The following is a 16,707-nucleotide window of genomic DNA, read 5'->3' on the forward strand; positions in this document are numbered from 1 at the left end:
TATTAGCGCAGTTCAAGCCCGGCAATTTGATGCCAGTAGCCGTTACATTGACGGTCTTGAATGTGCAGAGGTTTAGAGCCTTGCTCATTGGCTTTGAAGGCGTCGATATTGTCGAAAGTGTCTAAGCCTAGTGGGCTCAAACGCACCACATCGACCAAACCGTGCATTGATGGAATGTCATTGCCTAAATTGTAGCAATAGCCTGACTGAGTCTGGATGCCGTTTAAATTAAATACGGTTTGACCCTCTTGGCTATCTACTTTAAGACCGGTTGGGTATTTTATGCAGCAAGTCTGGCAGTCGTCTTTCGCTTTGTTTTCGGCGCGAGCGGTAAAGCAACGTGCGGAATACGCTAGTGGCAGATAGCCGTGACTGAAGACTTCCACTTCAAACTTATTGCGAATACCTAGCTCATCGCATTGCAACAAGGTGTTGTTTAGCCAATCACGAGATAACTCTACCGGCATACACCAACGAATCATGCCTTGTTTTAGGAATAGATTAAGGGTGCGTGCATTGTAAGTGTTGACCGCTGGGCCAACGACGAAAGGTACGCCTTTTTCGTGCGCTAACTGAATGCCTGATACATCGTTGGCTTCAATGGCAAAGTCGCCATTGTCGATGTACTTTTTCATGATATTGACTTCGCTTGGCGCTTCTAGCAATGCCATGGTTGACAGCACCACTTGCTTACCCGAGTTAGAAAGATCTTTAGCAATATCAAACCAATGCTGCGGTTTGAGTTCGCGGCGTTTGGAACACACCGACTCACCCAAATAAATGATATCCGCGCTAGATTGCTTTGCTTGCTCATAAAAGCTTTCAACGTCTTGTTTTGGCCAAAAATAGAGTAGTGGCCCTAATGAATATTTCATATTAATTCTCCGACTACTGCCATTTACGATGGTAGGCACCAAGGGTGGTTTGTGTTCCCTCTGAGACATTGGCTAATGCTCTGTCCCACTCAGGCTGTACTTGATAGTTTTCTGGGTTTCTTTGGTAAGCATCAATTGCCGCGCGCCAAGTGCGAGTAACTTGCTCTACATAAGCTGGGCTACGTTGACGACCTTCAATTTTTACCGATGCGACGTTTGCGGCAAACAGCTCTGGCAATAGCGATAAAGTGTTCAGGCTAGTGGGTTCTTCTAAGGCGTGATACAGCTTATTCTCGCCGTCAACCTCGGCATTAAAACGGCCTTTACATAAGGTTGGGTAACCTGCGTTTTCGCCTGCGGCATAACGATCAATTAAGATCTCATTGAGGCGTGATTCAAGACCAGAGTCCGTTTCTTGCCAGCGTACATATTTGGCAGGGGAGCAAGCGCCCACTGTATTAGGAGATTCCCCAGTTAAATAGGAAGAGAGATAACAGCGACCTTCGGACATGATGCAAAGACTGCCAAAGGCAAACACCTCTAGTTCTACATCTGAGGTGAGGTTACGAGAAAGCTGTTTCACTTGATGAATCGACAATACACGCGGCAATACCACGCGTTTCACATTGAAGTTGCTGTGATAGTAGTCCACTGCAGCTACATTGGTGGCAGACGCCTGTACAGAGAGATGTAGCTCCAATTCTGGATAGTGAGTGGCGGCATATTCCAATACGGCGATATCTGCAACAATTAGGGCATCAATGCCATTTTGCGCAGCCATATCGACAGCATTAGTCCAACGCTCAAAACCAGAGGGTTGAGCAAAGGTATTTAAGGCAACATGAATTTTTTTGTTGGCGTTATGCACATATTGAACAGCTTTTTCAAACTTTTTTCCGTTGAAATTGAGTCCGGCAAAGTGGCGTGCATTAGTGTCGTCTTTGAAGCCGACATAAACCGCATCAGCACCGCAATCAATAGCAGTTTTCAGTGCCGGTAAGTTACCGGCAGGGCAGAGTAGTTCCATAATTCTGAGTAATTCACTGAGCAAATAGTAGAGCAGTGTAACGATTGATGGCGGAATGAGAATTGATATGGGGCAGTTTTAATAGCCAGTTGGTTGTTTTTTGAACGGCATATCTTGGAGTTTGACTAAACTCAGTTCATTTCTGTCATTTATTCAGTATCATGAGCGACATTATACGGATGAGAGACATAACTGTGCTTGAGAAAGTAAGACAACAATTAGTAGTGAATGCCGCGAATATCTTTCGTATTCCTGCCAAGTTAATGCCCGCTAAACTGCAGAGTTTCACCTTACTAGAAGGTTTGAAACTGGTATTTAAAGAAGCATTAGAAGATGGCGATTTTGAGTTTCTTGAAGGTAAATGGCTGAAAGTTTCTGTTAGTGATATGGACTTAAGTTGGTTTATTAGCTGTGAAGAAGGTGACTTAATGGTGAGCACTGAGGCAAAAGAGCATCAGGTGAGCTTTAGTGGTTCATTAAATGATCTTGTTCTCATTGCGGGCAGAAAAGAAGACCCTGACACGCTATTTTTCCAACGTCGCTTGAGCATTGAAGGCGATACTGAACTAGGGTTAGAAGTTAAGAACTTAATGGACAGTGTTGATCTTGATGCACTACCGAAAGCGGTGAAAACGGCCTTAGAGCAATTAGCCACTTTTGTAGCAAAAGGGGTGCAGACTACTGCCAACGCGACCACTTCGGCAAGAGAGACTGAAAATGCTTATTAGAACAGAAGCACCAGCAGATAATTTAGGAATTCTTGCACTGTTAAAGCATGCGTTTCCTACTGATGCTGAAGCAAATTTAGTCAACACATTGCGTGAGAACGGCAATATTACTTTAAGTATTGTGGCTAGCGATGATGAAGGCCGCGTGATTGGTTGTGCGCAATTTTCGCCTGTTACTTTGTCTGGTAATGATTACGGCTGGCAAGGGCTGGCTCCGGTTGCTGTGCATGAAGATTATCGCAATCAAGGCATTGCGGAGCGCATGATTAAAGAAGGCTTAGACTCGCTACTAGAGTTTGGCTATAGCGCTTGTGTCGTGTTAGGCGATCCCGCTTATTACTCTCGTTTTGGTTTTGCCCATTCGGAAGGAAAGCGTTTTCGCTGTCAGTGGGATTTACCTGAAGATGTTTTCCAAGTGCTCGATTTAACTGGAGAAAGCTTTGCAGGCTTATCTGGCCTTATCGAATACTGCCAAGAGTTTGATCAGTTCTAAGACTATGCCGAATTTGAACTCAAGAGCAAAACTACTGGCCGAAATGGATATTGAGCAGTGGCAATTACAACATGCTGAGCGCCTTGAAGGTTATCAGCAACCTGCCATCTCTTTGCCTGATTCGGTGAAACTGCTGTTTGTCTCACCATTGATTCCAGCAGCTCAAGACGCCGAATTCTTACAAAAGGTGTTAAAGGCAATGCAGTTGCAACTGAGTGATTGTCGCCACCTTTATCCCAATCAAGTGTCCCAACTTAGCCAGCACCAATTACAGTGGGTGTGGTTTAGTGCCTGTGCCCCTATCGCTGTTGAAGGTGTAAAGGAGATCCATTCTCCTGCCTTGTCAGAGATTGATGGTCACAACCAAAACCGTCGCCAACTATGGAATCAAATACAAAATAATGCCTAATCTTATCCCGTTAGCTTCAACACACTTAGACAGTGTATGGCAGATAGAATCCACAGCGCACACTCATCCGTGGAAGCGCTCAATGATCGATGATCTTGCCAGTCGTGGCGCAATGCATTTTGCTTTTGAAAACGATGAGCAGTTGGTTGGCTACTTCTATGCGCAGAATATTGTCGGTGAAGTGACACTACTTAATATTGCGGTTGCCCCAGAAAAACAAGGGCAGGGGATTGGTACGCAGTTGATAGAGTCTTTCATTGAATTATGCGAAAGCCAAGATGTAGAGAGCATCTGGCTAGAAGTGCGAGATTCTAACAAAAAAGCACAAACTCTGTATTTAAACGCAGGCTTTAACGAAGTTGATAGACGCACCAATTACTACCCAACAGCGAGTGGTCGAGAAGATGCCATTATTATGAGCTACCTCTGCTTGTAATTGAGCTTTTATATTTCTCAAAATGACATGAAACAGGTGAATTTATTCACCTGTTTTTTCTTATATTGAATCACCATTTTCTTTTCTAAAATTCATCAACAAATAGCCACTTTAGCACTTCTCTCATTGCTGAAAAATCCGCCACTTTTTTCTTGCTCATTTCTATTTTTTGTAAGTAAATGCAAACACTTATCATCTACTGCTGAATTTATTTGATCTAGATCAAGTGATCTTTAAGTTGCAATTTAAATGCTTCTTTTGAGTGGCGCTTACGACTAACATTTTGCGCCTGTAAACATATATTTTAAATATTACTTAAGGAAGGTTAAATGTTCTGTATTCAGTGCGAGCAAACAATGCAAACTCCTGTTGCTAGTGGTTGTCAGTATGCAATGGGCATGTGTGGTAAAACATCAGAGATTTCTGACTTGCAAGACGTGTTGATTTATATTCTTCAAGGTGTCAGCGCATACGCAAATGCAGCTCGTAGCTTAGGTGTGGTTGATGTAGAAGCCGATGCTTACGTACCTCAAGCATTCTTTGCAACACTCACAAACGTGAACTTTGATGATGCACGTTTAATCGAATACACAGAACAAGCGCTTTCTTACAAAGCACGCCTAAAAGCAGCTTATGAAGCAGCGTGTCTAACGCAAAACGTAGAACCTAAAGTTCTTGAAGGTGCGGCTCAATTTACCATTGAAGCAGAAAAAGTAACGCTACTAAACAAAGCCGCTGACGCAGCGCTAAACCACGACGTAACTGAAGTGGGTGAAGACATTCTTGGTCTACGTCTACTTGCACTATACGGCCTTAAAGGTGTAGCTGCGTACATGGAACACGCACGTATTCTTGGTCAACAAAAAGAAGACGTTTCGGCTGAATTCCACCGCATCATGGCTCGTCTGGGTGAGAACCCAACTGAAATGAACGAACTACTTGAACTTGCAATGGCATGTGGTCACTTGAACTACAGCGTTATGCAAATGCTAGATCAAGGTGAGACAGAAGCATTTGGTCACCCGGTACCGACTAAAGTCAACATGAAGCCAATCGCAGGTAAAGCGATTCTAGTTTCTGGTCACGACCTAATCGACCTTAAATACATCCTTGAGCAAACTGCGGGTAAAGGCATCAATGTTTATACTCACGGTGAAATGCTTCCTGCACACGCCTACCCAGAGCTTGGTGGTAAACACCCTCACTTAGTAGGTAACTACGGTAGCGCATGGCAGAATCAACAAAAAGAATTTGCTAACTTCCCTGGCGCAATCGTAATGACATCTAACTGTCTGATTAACCCAGAAACAAATGGTTATGCGGATCGCATGTTCACTCGTAACATCGTAGGCTGGCCTGGCGTTGAGCATCACACTGGTCATGACTTCTCTTCAGTTATCGAGAAAGCACTTGAGTGTGAAGGCTTCAAGTTTGATGAGATCCCTCTTTACACAACCACTGGTTTCGCACGTAACGCTCTAATGGAAGCGGCACCTGCAGTAATCGAGCAAGTGAAAGCAGGCAACATTCGTCACTTCTTCCTTGTTGGCGGTTGTGATGGTGACAAAAAAGAGCGCAACTACTTTACTGAATTCACTAAAGCAGCACCTCAAGACACACTAATCCTGACTCTAGCGTGTGGTAAATTTAAGTTTAACGATTTAGATTTCGGCGATGTGAACGGCATTCCTCGTCTATTAGATGTGGGTCAATGTAACGATGCATACTCTGCAATTCAGCTAGCTCTTGCACTGGCTGATACATTTGAGTGTGGTGTAAACGAACTACCTCTATCTCTGATCCTATCTTGGTTTGAGCAAAAAGCGATTGCTGTACTGCTTACTCTACTTGCTCTAGGCATTAAAGATATCCGCGTAGGTCCTACGGCTCCAGCGTTCTTAACTGAGAACCTTCTGAACCACCTACACGAGCAAACAGGTCTACGTTTGATCACAACTGTTGAACAAGATCTTGCTGACATCCTAGGTTAATTCCTAAATAAACCAATCACACAGAGGAGCCATAGGCTCCTCTTCTTTGACTGCAAATAATGAGTTTTAAAGATGCAACTGACCTGCACTGATATTCGACACGACACTTCTGATGTAACCACCTACTGGTTTGAAACTGACAATGCGTTTGATTTTATCCCCGGACAATTTCTGCCTTTGGAAGTGGATATTGAAGGTACCACACACCAGCGATGCTACTCACTAGCGTCTTTGCCGGGTGAAAAAAAGTGCAGTTTGACCATTAAGCGTGTGGCGGGTGGACTGGTATCTAACTACCTTGCAGACAGCTTTGCGGTAGGCGATTCACTGCGTTGTAGCAATGCGGCGGGTGACTTCCACCTTAACCTTGTCGATCAGCAACCTTTGCTGATGTTAAGTGCCGGTTCTGGTGTGACTCCAGTTTACTCTATGCTGCAAGCTCGTTTAGCTGCCGATGCAGACGCTGATATCGTGTTCATTCACAGTGCAAGCACTCCAAGTGATCGCATTTACGTGCAAGAGCTTGAAGCACTGGCGGAAAAGCACAGTAATTTAAAACTGGTTTGGGCGGTAAGCCGTGAGCATGACCAAACTCTTTATCATGGACGTTTAAGCCAAGCGCTTTTGCAGTCTGTCGTGCCTGATGTGGCTTCTAGAACCGTACTTATGTGCGGTCCTGAAGCATATATGGAATCAGCAAAAGCATGGTTTGCAGCGCTAGGTATTGCACCTACTCAGGTTCATAACGAGCAGTTTCAAGCAGCAATTGATTTAGCGACGAATGCTTCGGATGTACAATCGCACACTTTGACAGTGAATGGCTCTGAAGTGTCTATTGCCGGTGATGAATCAGTGCTCGATGCGCTAGAAAAAGAAGGGTTACCTATTTTTGCCGCTTGTCGCGCAGGTGTGTGTGGCAGCTGTCGCTGTAAAGGCGATAAAGATAAGTTGGTGAGCGCGACAACTGGCCCGCTTAGCGAAGAAGACATAGAGCAAGGTTACTTCCTTGCCTGTGCCAGCCAAGTTAAAGATGATATGTTTGTCGAAATCGGCTAGTTTTTAGACTGATTTAACGAAGGCTCAACCTAAGGTTGGGCCTTTATTTTATAGATAGATTGTGAAATGGCGCAGAATCAGCGAAAATAGCGCCAATTTTCGCCAGTGCACCAACCTAAAGAATTCGAATATGACCAATAGTCCATTTCAGCAAGAAGTGAGCAAGCGCCGTACGTTTGCGATTATCTCTCACCCGGATGCGGGTAAGACAACCATTACCGAAAAAGTATTGCTTTTCGGCAACGCGATCCAAAAAGCAGGTACGGTAAAAGGTCGTGGCTCGAACCAGCATGCAAAATCTGACTGGATGGAGATGGAAAAAGAACGTGGTATCTCGGTGACTACCTCCGTAATGCAGTTCCCATACAATGAGTGTTTGGTAAACCTACTCGATACTCCGGGACACGAAGATTTCTCGGAAGATACCTACCGTACGTTAACTGCTGTTGACTCTTGTTTGATGGTGATCGATGCCGCGAAAGGTGTCGAAGATCGTACTCGTAAATTGATGGAAGTAACCCGTCTACGCGATACGCCTATCGTAACCTTTATGAACAAATTAGACCGTGATGTTCGCGATCCAATGGAAGTGCTTGATGAGGTGGAAAGTGAATTGAGCATGGCATGTGCACCAATCACTTGGCCTATCGGTTGTGGTAAAGAGTTTAAAGGTGTTTACCACATTCATCGTGATGAAACTATCTTGTACGAATCAGGCCACGGTCATGAAATCCAAGAAGTGCGCATCATCAAAGGTCTGGATAACCCAGAGCTAGATGCTGCGGTAGGTGAAGACCTAGCGGAAAGCGTTCGTGAAGAGCTTGAGCTTGTGATTGGTGCTTGTCCAGAGTTTGATCAAGAGTTGTTCCTAGCGGGCGAGCTGACGCCAGTCTACTTTGGTACCGCATTGGGTAACTTTGGTGTTGACCATATGCTTGATGGTTTGACTAAGTGGGCACCAGGCCCGCAAGATCGTGAAGCCAACGAGCGTAAAGTTGTAGCCACAGAAGAGAAGTTCTCGGGTTTTGTGTTTAAAATCCAAGCCAATATGGACCCTAAACACCGTGACCGTATCGCATTTATGCGCATCGTGTCAGGCACGTACACGCAAGGCATGAAAATGAACCATGTGCGTACTGGTAAAAACGTCAGCATTTCTGACGCAGTTACCTTTATGGCTGGCGATCGTGCTCGCGCTGAAAAAGCGTATGCGGGTGACATTATCGGTCTACACAACCATGGCACCATCCAAATTGGTGACACCTTCACCCAAGGTGAAGGGCTGAAATTTGCCGGTATTCCTAACTTTGCGCCAGAATTGTTCCGTCGTATTCGCCTAAAAGATCCATTGAAACAAAAACAATTACTCAAAGGTCTAGTACAGCTTTCTGAAGAGGGTGCGGTGCAGGTATTCCGTCCATTACAAAACAACGATTTGATCGTTGGCGCGGTAGGTGTACTGCAGTTTGATGTGGTAGTAGCGCGTCTTAAAGCGGAATACAACGTAGAAGCTATCTATGAAGGCGTTAACGTTGCAACCGCTCGCTGGGTTGAGTGTGACGACGCTAAGAAGCTAGAAGAGTTTAAACGTAAGAACCAAACCAACCTAGCCTTGGATGGTGGTGACAACCTTTCTTATGTTGCGCCAACTATGGTTAACCTAAACCTAGCCAAAGAGCGTTTCCCTGAAGTTGAATTCCGCGCCACTCGCGAGCACTAATTCACTTTACAGCACAATGAATACGCGTAATTAAGAGAAGCCAGTTGCATGCAACTGGCTTTTTTGTTGTCTATTCTATGGCATAGAGTAGAGCTATCGTTAGATATAGTATTTCTTATTTTCTAACGATAAGTAGTGAGGAATACAATTAATGTGGTTTGATACGCACTGTCATTTAGATTTTGCAGAATTTACTTCTCATCGTCAGGCATACAACGCACTGTTTGCTGAGCATGAGATTGCACGTTTTTTTGTACCTAGTGTTGGGCCTGATAATTGGCAGGATGTGCTGCAACTTAAAAAACAGCGTAATCATCAAGTAGGGCTTGGTATACACCCTTGTTTTTTACAGCCTCTTATTGATGAGAATATTTTACAGCGGAGTTTGGATGAGTTGCATGCGTTAGCTTTGCAAAATCAAAATTCTCTTTCTGCTATCGGTGAGTGCGGATTAGATAAGCGTATCGATGTCCCAATTGCCACCCAATTATCGGCCTTTCATTTTCAGATAGAGTTAGCTGAGCAATTACAACTTCCCTTAGTTATCCATTCTGTTCAGCAACATCATAATATTCATGCATCGTTACAAATGAGGACTCGCGACAATCTTGGGGTAGTGCATGCATTTAGTGGTAACTATCAACAAGCAAAATCATTGCTCGATCTAGGGTTAAAAATTGGTGTTGGAGGGGTGATTACTTGGCCAACAGCACAAAAAACGCGTGAAGCAATAGCAAAGTTACCTTTAGATTGTATTGTGCTAGAAACTGATGCTCCTGATATGAGAATCACAGGCTTTTCTCAACTACCTAATTCCCCTCATTTTTTACCTAAAATATTTAATCAGTTAGTTTTACTAAGAGAAGAAAGTGCTTCTATACTGGCTGATAGGATATGGAAAAATAGTGTTAACTTGTTTAGTAGATAATTTCATTTATCTATGATAAATGAAGGTTTTTACGTATAAATGTGACGGTTATCACTAATAAAATGAATGTTTGCATTGAAAATTACTTCAAACGTGATCATTAACTAGTTTTACAAAGGGATGGACTGTATAATCCATTTCGTTATGAACATTTTCTACAACATTTTTACACTTTTTTTTAAACATTTTAAAATAAGGAAGCCATAAACTATGAGCCTGTTTATGAGCATAGTAGGTATGCTGGTACTGATTCTTATCGCAGTACTATTATCAGATAACCGTAAAGCAATTAACATCCGTACAGTGGCGGGTGCTTTTGCTATTCAGTTTATATTGGGTGCATTTGTACTTTACGTACCTTGGGGTAAAGATCTTCTGAAAAGTATTTCAGATGGTGTTTCGAGTGTAATTAGCTACGGTGCCGACGGCAGTGGCTTTTTATTCGGTAGCCTAGTTAACTTTTCAGTAGATGGCATTGGATTTATCTTTGCTTTCCAAGTGCTACCAACATTGATCTTCTTCTCTGCGTTAATCTCTGTACTTTACTACTTGGGTGTTATGCAGTGGGTTATTCGCATTCTTGGTGGTGGTCTACAAAAGGCACTAGGTACTTCTCGCGCAGAATCAATGTCTGCAGCGGCTAACATCTTTGTTGGTCAAACGGAAGCACCTTTAGTAGTTCGTCCTTTTGTGCCGCGCATGACTCAATCTGAACTATTCGCAATCATGTGTGGTGGTTTGGCTTCTATCGCTGGTGGTGTACTAGCGGGTTACGCATCAATGGGCGTGCCTATTGAGTACCTAGTTGCGGCATCATTCATGGCAGCTCCTGGTGGTCTATTGTTCGCTAAGATCATGAAACCTGAAACAGATGAGCCTATTGAACAACTTCCTGATATACATGGCGAAGGTGAAGATAAGCCTGCTAACGTTATTGATGCAGCAGCAACCGGTGCATCTGCGGGTCTAAGCCTAGCACTAAACGTTGGTGCGATGCTTATCGCTTTCATCGGTCTTATTGCACTTATCAACGGTCTTCTAGCTGGCGTTGGTGGCTGGTTTGGTTTTGAACACCTAACTCTAGAAATGATCTTAGGTTGGTTGTTTGCACCACTAGCATTCCTAATCGGTGTACCATGGAACGAAGCACAAGTTGCTGGTGAGTTCATTGGTATGAAGACGGTAGCGAACGAATTTGTCGCTTACGCTAACTTCGCACCTTACCTAGGCGATGCTGCTCCGGTTATTCTAAGTGAGAAGACGAAAGCAATTATCTCATTCGCATTGTGTGGATTTGCTAACCTTTCTTCTATCGCAATCCTATTAGGCGGTTTAGGTGGTATTGCTCCTAAACGTCGTGGTGATATTGCTCGCATGGGTATTAAAGCGGTTATTGCTGGTACGCTTTCAAACCTAATGGCGGCGACAATCGCTGGCTTCTTCCTTTCTTTCTAAGCAATTAGAAACAAAGTAATTAAACGCTCTAGTGATATTCACTAGAGCGTTTTTTTCTTTCTACTCTCGGGTTTGCTGAATATCACTTTTTTTTGAGATGCAAACCGTTTGCGTTCATTGTTAATGCCACGGAGATCTAACTTCCGACTATACTATTCAACGAAGTTAATAGGATGGACAATGATTATGAGTGAGGTTTTGTTAGCCGTATTTGCCGGTTTTATCGTCGGAGTATTGTTTTCAGCAATAAAACTGCCAATTCCAGCGCCTCCGGTGTTGTCTGGAGTGATGGGGATTGTTGGTGTGTACTTAGGTGGGCATTGCTATCACTGGTTAGTAGAGAGATTTTTTCAATAATATCTGTGTGGGTAAGTATGAGGTACTGGGTAATACCTAGAGTTCAATACTTATCGATATGAATATAAAGATGTACTTCCGTTGCAAAAAACAACGGTCTGCGGTTTAGGATTTATAACCGCGCGGTGACAAGGAAAGCAATTGGTTATTTCACCAAGTCTTCATGGAACCAAGTCCGTTCATTGAGTCTGGATGCGCAATAACAAAAGCCCTATCTATAACGAAAGTGCTTTGTAAATTGCCTCCAAAACTATTCAAACTTTTCGGAGAAAAAAATGAGCGATTTGAAAGCTGCAGCTTTGCGTGCACTTAAATTAATGGATCTTACCACTCTTAACGATGACGACACTGATCAAAAGGTTATTGATCTTTGTCATGCGGCTAAGTCAGCTGTGGGTAATACGGCTGCTGTTTGTATTTACCCTCGTTTTGTTCCTATTGCTAAGAAAACATTGCGTGAGCAAGGCACACCAGACGTTAGAGTTGCGACTGTAACTAACTTCCCTCACGGTAATGACGATATTGATATCGCTGTTGCAGAAACTAAAGCTGCGGTTGCTTATGGCACCGACGAAGTGGATGTTGTATTCCCTTATCGAGCACTAATGGCAGGTAATGCTGAAGTGGGTTTTGAGTTGGTGAAACAGTGTAAAGCGGCATGTGGTGATACCTTACTTAAAGTGATTATCGAAACTGGCGAGCTAAAAGAAGAAGCACTGATCAAACAAGCCTCTGAAATCTGCATCAAAGCGGGTGCGGACTTTATCAAAACCTCTACGGGTAAAGTGCCAGAAAACGCAACACCAGAGTACGCGAGTATGATGCTAGAAGTGATTCGCGATATGGGCGTTGCACAGAGCGTTGGCTTTAAACCTGCTGGTGGCGTACGTACTGCGGAAGATGCGGCGTTGTACCTTGCGATGGCCGATGAGATCTTAGGTGATTCTTGGGTGGATAACCGTCACTACCGTTTTGGCGCATCAAGCCTACTGACAAACCTACTCAATACGTTAGAAGTGACTGACGAAAAAGCAGACCCTGCTGCATATTAATAGTCTGAAAGAAGGCTTACTTAACGGTAAGCCTTTATTTTTAAATATTAAATTTTAGGGTAGGGCTTATGTATTTACCTCAAGAAATCATTCGTAAAAAACGTGATGGTGAAACCCTCACGACGGATGAAATCAACTTTTTTATTCAAGGTGTGGCGAACGATACTGTCTCTGAAGGGCAGATAGCCGCATTTGCAATGACTATCTTTTTCAATGAAATGACCATGCCAGAACGTATCGCGCTCACTTGTGCAATGCGTGATTCTGGGATGGTGATTGATTGGAGCTATATGAATTTTGATGGTCCGATTGTAGATAAACATTCTACAGGCGGAGTCGGCGATGTTACCTCTTTAATGCTAGGGCCAATGGTGGCGGCATGTGGCGGGTATGTTCCTATGATTTCAGGCCGTGGCTTAGGTCATACCGGCGGAACATTAGACAAACTTGAATCTATTCCTGGTTACAACATTACTCCAGACAATGAAGTTTTTGGTCGAGTGACTAAAGATGCCGGTGTGGCCATTATTGGTCAAACTGGAGACTTAGCACCTGCCGATAAACGCGTGTATGCCACGCGAGATATTACCGCAACAGTAGACAATATCTCTTTGATTACCGCATCAATCCTCTCTAAGAAACTGGCCGCCGGCCTAGATTCGTTAGTCATGGACGTAAAAGTGGGTTCTGGTGCATTTATGCCAACATACGAAGCATCAGAAGAGTTAGCTCGTTCTATCGTGGCAGTTGCGAATGGCGCTGGCACAAAAACCACTGCAATACTGACGGATATGAACCAAGTGTTAGCTTCGTCGGCAGGTAATGCGCTTGAAGTGCGAGAAGCGGTGCGCTTTTTAACGGGCGAATATCGAAACCCTCGTTTGCTTGAAGTGACTATGGCTTCTTGCTGTGAAATGTTAGTGCTTGGTAAGTTGGCAGATTCCACTGAGCAAGCTTACGAAAAGCTAATGACAGTGCTTGATAACGGCAAAGCGGCTGAGTGCTTTAATAAAATGGTGGCGGGTCTTGGCGGGCCATCAGACTTTGTGAGCAACTATACTCAATATTTACCCGAGGCTGAGATCATCAAACCTGTGTTTGCTAAACAAGCCGGCGTTATTACTCACATGGATACTAGAGCAATTGGTATGGCGGTTGTGGGCATGGGCGGTGGTCGTCGGGTGGCGACAGATAGCATCGACTACGCCGTTGGCTTTGATAAGTTTGCACAACTTGGTGACGCCGTGGATGCTGAAAAGCCGCTGGCTTTCATTCATGCGCGTAACGAGCAGCAGTGGCAAGAGGCTGCAAATGCTTTGCAAGCCGCTATCCATATTGGTGACCCATCTCAGTATCAAGCAACACCTGTGGTGTATGCCCAGATAAGAGCCGAAGATTTATAGGCTAAGGATACAACAATGAAACGAGCCATAATTTTAGTTTTAGATTCATTTGGTATTGGCGCAACACAAGACGCCGATAAATTTGGTGATGTGGGTTCTGATACTTTGGGTCACATTGCTGAGCAATGTGCAAAAGGGTTAGCGGATAATGACACTCGCAGTGGTCCTTTAACGTTACCGAACTTGTCTCGCTTAGGTTTAGGGTTAGCCGCTCAAGAATCAACGGGAACATTTCCTATTGGTTTAGATAGCAATGCCGACATTATTGGCGCTTACGGGCATGCTGCGGAAATTTCATCAGGCAAAGATACTCCTTCAGGTCACTGGGAAATCGCTGGTGTTCCTGTGTTATTTGATTGGGGATATTTCACTGATCTAGAAAATAGCTTCCCGCAACCATTGCTTGATCGAATCGTGGAACGAGCAGGTCTTAAAGGTTACTTAGGTAATTGCCATGCGTCAGGGACTCAAGTGCTTGATGATCTCGGTGAAGAGCACATGCAGACAGGAAAGCCTATTTTCTATACCTCTGCTGATTCGGTTTTCCAGATCGCCTGTCATGAAGAAACCTACGGCTTAGATAACCTGTTACAACTTTGTCAGATTGTTCGAGAAGAACTTGAGGACTACAACATTGGTCGAGTGATTGCGCGTCCATTTATTGGTGATAAAGCCGGTGAATTTAAGCGTACCGGTAATCGTCGCGATCTATCGGTTGAGCCGCCAGCGGCAACTGTGCTGCAAAAGCTGGTTGATGAAAAGCAAGGCGAAGTGATCTCTATTGGTAAAATTGCGGATATCTATGCCAACTGCGGTATTACCAAAAAAGAGAAAGCTACCGGTCTTGAAGATCTGTTCAATTTAACTCTTGAGCAAGTTAAACAAGCACCAGACAACAGTATTGTGTTCACTAACTTTGTGGATTTTGACTCTTCATTCGGTCATCGCCGTGACGTGGCAGGTTATGCGGGGGCACTAGAATATTTTGATCAACGTCTACCTGAGGTTTTGGCGATATTAGAGCCTAATGATGTCCTGATCTTAACCGCCGATCACGGCTGCGATCCAACATGGCAAGGTACAGATCATACCCGTGAACATATTCCAGTATTGGTGTATGGGGATAAAATAGAAGCGGGTTCATTAGGTCGCCGCTCAACATTTGCCGATATAGGTCAGAGCTTAGCTCACTATTTTGGTACTTCAGAGATGGATTATGGAACTAGCTTCTTGAAATAAAAGAAGTCAATAGATTAATGCGCTAATAGGGCTTAGACCCTCATTAAAACAGAAAAGGAAAGATAAAATGGCTACTCCTCATATTAATGCAGAAATGGGTGATTTTGCTGACGTGGTATTGATGCCAGGTGACCCAATCCGAGCTAAGTACATTGCGGATACCTTTCTAGAAAACGTAGTTCAAGTGTGTGATGTCCGTAACATGTATGGTTTCACTGGAACTTATAAAGGCCGTAAAATCTCAGTAATGGGACACGGCATGGGTATTCCATCTTGCTCTATTTATGTCACAGAGCTAATCAAAGATTTTGGCGTTAAAAAAGTAATTCGTGTCGGCAGTTGTGGCGCGGTTCGCAGCGACGTGAAACTGCGTGACGTTGTGATTGGTATGGGCGCGTGTACAGATTCAAAAGTGAACCGCATCCGTTTTAAAGATCATGATTTTGCAGCGATTGCTGATTACGGCATGGTACGCAATGCAGAGCGTGCGGCTGAGAAACTGGGTATTGCAGCTAAAGTGGGCAACCTATTCTCTGCTGAGCTTTTCTATACTCCAGATCCAGAGATGTTTGACGTGATGGATAAATACGGCATTTTGGGCGTAGAAATGGAAGCAGCGGGCATTTATGGTGTGGCAGCGGAATACGGCGTAAAAGCATTAGCGATTTGTACTGTATCGGATCACATTAAAACGGGTGACCAAACAACATCTGATGAGCGTGCGACCACATTTAATGAAATGATGGAAATTGCATTAGAATCTGTTTTGTTGGGTGATGCAGAATAAGAACATATTTCCTTACAGAATAGTTTGTTACGTTCGGATCTCTATTTAATAAAGAAGCTTGGCTCTTAATGTAAGAACCAAGCTTTTTTTATGGGAGTTATACCAATCGTACTAAATAACTGATCACTTACTTAGTGTGATTGGTATTATTTTCTTCTCAGAACCAATGTAAGCAATACACCAGAGAGAAAACTCATCAATATCATCAGGTACATAGTGCGATCGCTATTGCGATAATGATGATCAGAAAAGGCAACGACACGCCCTTTTTCAAAGGTGATTCTGACATAACCAATAATGGCATCTTGGGAGAAAATAGGTTCAATAAGTTGTTGTTTACCTATTCCTGCTGAGGCCAGTGGTGTATCCATACCAAGGGATTCACGTACTGTCTTAGCGTTGGTACTAGAGGCTATTTTTATCCCACTATTATCATAGACAGTCGCATCTGCAACTAAGGTGTCGCGGGCTAATTGGTTTGCAAGATGACGTAGCTTTTCTTGATCTTCTGTCACAAGAAAGTCACTGGCACTCAACGCAGCTTGCGATATTAGAAGCTTGGTTAGAGTTTGCAGTTGCTTAGTTTGAATCTGTTGATTGCCTTGGCTTATGTTGACGCTATTGCGCACTATGGTCAGAAGCATCAGTACTAGTAACCCGATAAAGATCACTTTAATAAACAGACGTAGAGAAAATAAAGATTCTTTCATTTCACCAAACGTAATTAATGTATGCCATTGCATAGTGATAC

Annotated in this window: 17 protein-coding genes; 14 read left to right on the top strand and 3 right to left on the bottom strand. The window is 43.7% G+C overall.

Annotation, left to right across the window (positions count from 1 at the left end; genetic code table 11):
* Positions 1 to 2: 2 nt before the first annotated feature.
* The gene (locus OCU38_RS02605) at positions 3 to 875 is read right to left on the bottom strand and encodes a U32 family peptidase (protein WP_261823644.1); all 873 of its coding nucleotides are present in this window, start codon (positions 873 to 875) and stop codon (positions 3 to 5) included.
* A gap of 13 nt (positions 876 to 888) precedes the next feature.
* Positions 889 to 1,902 (bottom strand): ubiquinone anaerobic biosynthesis protein UbiU, encoded by a 1,014-nt coding sequence (gene ubiU / locus OCU38_RS02610; protein WP_261823645.1) that lies wholly within the window; start codon positions 1,900 to 1,902, stop codon positions 889 to 891.
* 194 nt (positions 1,903 to 2,096) lie between these two features.
* On the opposite strand from ubiU, the gene ubiT reads away from it, so the two are divergent.
* From ubiT to deoD, 14 genes are all read left to right on the top strand, one after another.
* Positions 2,097 to 2,630: a ubiquinone anaerobic biosynthesis accessory factor UbiT gene (ubiT, locus tag OCU38_RS02615; RefSeq protein ID WP_261823646.1), complete on the top strand. Its 534-nt coding sequence runs from the start codon at positions 2,097 to 2,099 to the stop codon at positions 2,628 to 2,630.
* Positions 2,620 to 3,123: a GNAT family N-acetyltransferase gene (locus OCU38_RS02620; RefSeq protein ID WP_023404708.1), complete on the top strand. Its 504-nt coding sequence runs from the start codon at positions 2,620 to 2,622 to the stop codon at positions 3,121 to 3,123. The genes ubiT and OCU38_RS02620 overlap by 11 nt, the downstream gene beginning before the upstream one ends.
* 4 nt (positions 3,124 to 3,127) lie before the next feature.
* The gene (locus OCU38_RS02625) at positions 3,128 to 3,532 is read left to right on the top strand and encodes a DNA polymerase III subunit psi (protein ID WP_261823647.1); all 405 of its coding nucleotides are present in this window, start codon (positions 3,128 to 3,130) and stop codon (positions 3,530 to 3,532) included.
* On the top strand, positions 3,525 to 3,968 hold the full coding sequence (gene rimI / locus OCU38_RS02630) for a ribosomal protein S18-alanine N-acetyltransferase (protein WP_261823648.1): 444 nt from the start codon (positions 3,525 to 3,527) through the stop codon (positions 3,966 to 3,968). Before OCU38_RS02625 ends, rimI begins: the two co-directional genes overlap by 8 nt.
* A 329-nt stretch (positions 3,969 to 4,297) precedes the next feature.
* The gene (gene hcp / locus OCU38_RS02635; RefSeq protein ID WP_261823649.1) at positions 4,298 to 5,959 is read left to right on the top strand and encodes a hydroxylamine reductase; all 1,662 of its coding nucleotides are present in this window, start codon (positions 4,298 to 4,300) and stop codon (positions 5,957 to 5,959) included.
* Positions 5,960 to 6,031: 72 nt separating this feature from the next.
* Positions 6,032 to 7,015: a hybrid-cluster NAD(P)-dependent oxidoreductase gene (locus OCU38_RS02640; RefSeq protein WP_261823650.1), complete on the top strand. Its 984-nt coding sequence runs from the start codon at positions 6,032 to 6,034 to the stop codon at positions 7,013 to 7,015.
* 130 nt (positions 7,016 to 7,145) lie between these two features.
* Complete coding sequence (gene prfC, locus OCU38_RS02645; protein WP_021714895.1) at positions 7,146 to 8,735, top strand: peptide chain release factor 3; 1,590 nt, start codon at positions 7,146 to 7,148, stop codon at positions 8,733 to 8,735.
* A gap of 151 nt (positions 8,736 to 8,886) precedes the next feature.
* A complete protein-coding gene (locus OCU38_RS02650) occupies positions 8,887 to 9,663 on the top strand; it encodes a TatD family hydrolase (RefSeq protein WP_261823651.1) in 777 nt (258 codons plus the stop codon).
* A 210-nt stretch (positions 9,664 to 9,873) separates the two neighbouring features.
* The gene (locus OCU38_RS02655; protein ID WP_261823652.1) at positions 9,874 to 11,118 is read left to right on the top strand and encodes a NupC/NupG family nucleoside CNT transporter; all 1,245 of its coding nucleotides are present in this window, start codon (positions 9,874 to 9,876) and stop codon (positions 11,116 to 11,118) included.
* Positions 11,119 to 11,304: 186 nt separating this feature from the next.
* Positions 11,305 to 11,475: a XapX domain-containing protein gene (locus OCU38_RS02660; RefSeq protein ID WP_039970857.1), complete on the top strand. Its 171-nt coding sequence runs from the start codon at positions 11,305 to 11,307 to the stop codon at positions 11,473 to 11,475.
* A 275-nt stretch (positions 11,476 to 11,750) separates the two neighbouring features.
* A complete protein-coding gene (gene deoC, locus OCU38_RS02665; RefSeq protein ID WP_261823653.1) occupies positions 11,751 to 12,527 on the top strand; it encodes a deoxyribose-phosphate aldolase in 777 nt (258 codons plus the stop codon).
* Positions 12,528 to 12,595: 68 nt separating this feature from the next.
* Positions 12,596 to 13,930 (top strand): thymidine phosphorylase, encoded by a 1,335-nt coding sequence (gene deoA, locus OCU38_RS02670; protein ID WP_261823654.1) that lies wholly within the window; start codon positions 12,596 to 12,598, stop codon positions 13,928 to 13,930.
* 15 nt (positions 13,931 to 13,945) lie between these two features.
* On the top strand, positions 13,946 to 15,169 hold the full coding sequence (locus OCU38_RS02675) for a phosphopentomutase (protein ID WP_021714685.1): 1,224 nt from the start codon (positions 13,946 to 13,948) through the stop codon (positions 15,167 to 15,169).
* A gap of 67 nt (positions 15,170 to 15,236) precedes the next feature.
* Positions 15,237 to 15,956, top strand: a complete 720-nt coding sequence (deoD, locus tag OCU38_RS02680; RefSeq protein ID WP_021714686.1) for a purine-nucleoside phosphorylase — start codon at positions 15,237 to 15,239, stop codon at positions 15,954 to 15,956.
* A gap of 146 nt (positions 15,957 to 16,102) precedes the next feature.
* Here the strand turns inward: deoD and OCU38_RS02685 are convergent, their stop codons facing one another.
* Positions 16,103 to 16,666, bottom strand: coding sequence for a YtjB family periplasmic protein (locus OCU38_RS02685; protein WP_040891062.1), 564 nt, complete (start codon positions 16,664 to 16,666; stop codon positions 16,103 to 16,105).
* Positions 16,667 to 16,707 lie beyond the last annotated feature (41 nt).

Origin of the sequence: Vibrio neonatus (assembly GCF_024346975.1) — a bacterium.
Classification (GTDB): domain Bacteria; phylum Pseudomonadota; class Gammaproteobacteria; order Enterobacterales; family Vibrionaceae; genus Vibrio; species Vibrio neonatus.

Coding starts and splice junctions, on each gene's coding strand:
- OCU38_RS02620 (WP_023404708.1), top strand. CDS start 2,620: ATGCTTATTAGAACAGAAGCACCAGCAGATAATTTAGGAATTCTTGCA.
- OCU38_RS02675 (WP_021714685.1), top strand. CDS start 13,946: ATGAAACGAGCCATAATTTTAGTTTTAGATTCATTTGGTATTGGCGCA.
- hcp (WP_261823649.1), top strand. CDS start 4,298: ATGTTCTGTATTCAGTGCGAGCAAACAATGCAAACTCCTGTTGCTAGT.
- OCU38_RS02655 (WP_261823652.1), top strand. CDS start 9,874: ATGAGCCTGTTTATGAGCATAGTAGGTATGCTGGTACTGATTCTTATC.
- deoC (WP_261823653.1), top strand. CDS start 11,751: ATGAGCGATTTGAAAGCTGCAGCTTTGCGTGCACTTAAATTAATGGAT.
- OCU38_RS02650 (WP_261823651.1), top strand. CDS start 8,887: ATGTGGTTTGATACGCACTGTCATTTAGATTTTGCAGAATTTACTTCT.
- OCU38_RS02625 (WP_261823647.1), top strand. CDS start 3,128: ATGCCGAATTTGAACTCAAGAGCAAAACTACTGGCCGAAATGGATATT.
- OCU38_RS02605 (WP_261823644.1), bottom strand. CDS start 875: ATGAAATATTCATTAGGGCCACTACTCTATTTTTGGCCAAAACAAGAC.
- deoD (WP_021714686.1), top strand. CDS start 15,237: ATGGCTACTCCTCATATTAATGCAGAAATGGGTGATTTTGCTGACGTG.
- OCU38_RS02660 (WP_039970857.1), top strand. CDS start 11,305: ATGAGTGAGGTTTTGTTAGCCGTATTTGCCGGTTTTATCGTCGGAGTA.
- deoA (WP_261823654.1), top strand. CDS start 12,596: ATGTATTTACCTCAAGAAATCATTCGTAAAAAACGTGATGGTGAAACC.
- OCU38_RS02640 (WP_261823650.1), top strand. CDS start 6,032: ATGCAACTGACCTGCACTGATATTCGACACGACACTTCTGATGTAACC.
- rimI (WP_261823648.1), top strand. CDS start 3,525: ATGCCTAATCTTATCCCGTTAGCTTCAACACACTTAGACAGTGTATGG.
- OCU38_RS02685 (WP_040891062.1), bottom strand. CDS start 16,666: ATGAAAGAATCTTTATTTTCTCTACGTCTGTTTATTAAAGTGATCTTT.
- ubiU (WP_261823645.1), bottom strand. CDS start 1,902: ATGGAACTACTCTGCCCTGCCGGTAACTTACCGGCACTGAAAACTGCT.
- prfC (WP_021714895.1), top strand. CDS start 7,146: ATGACCAATAGTCCATTTCAGCAAGAAGTGAGCAAGCGCCGTACGTTT.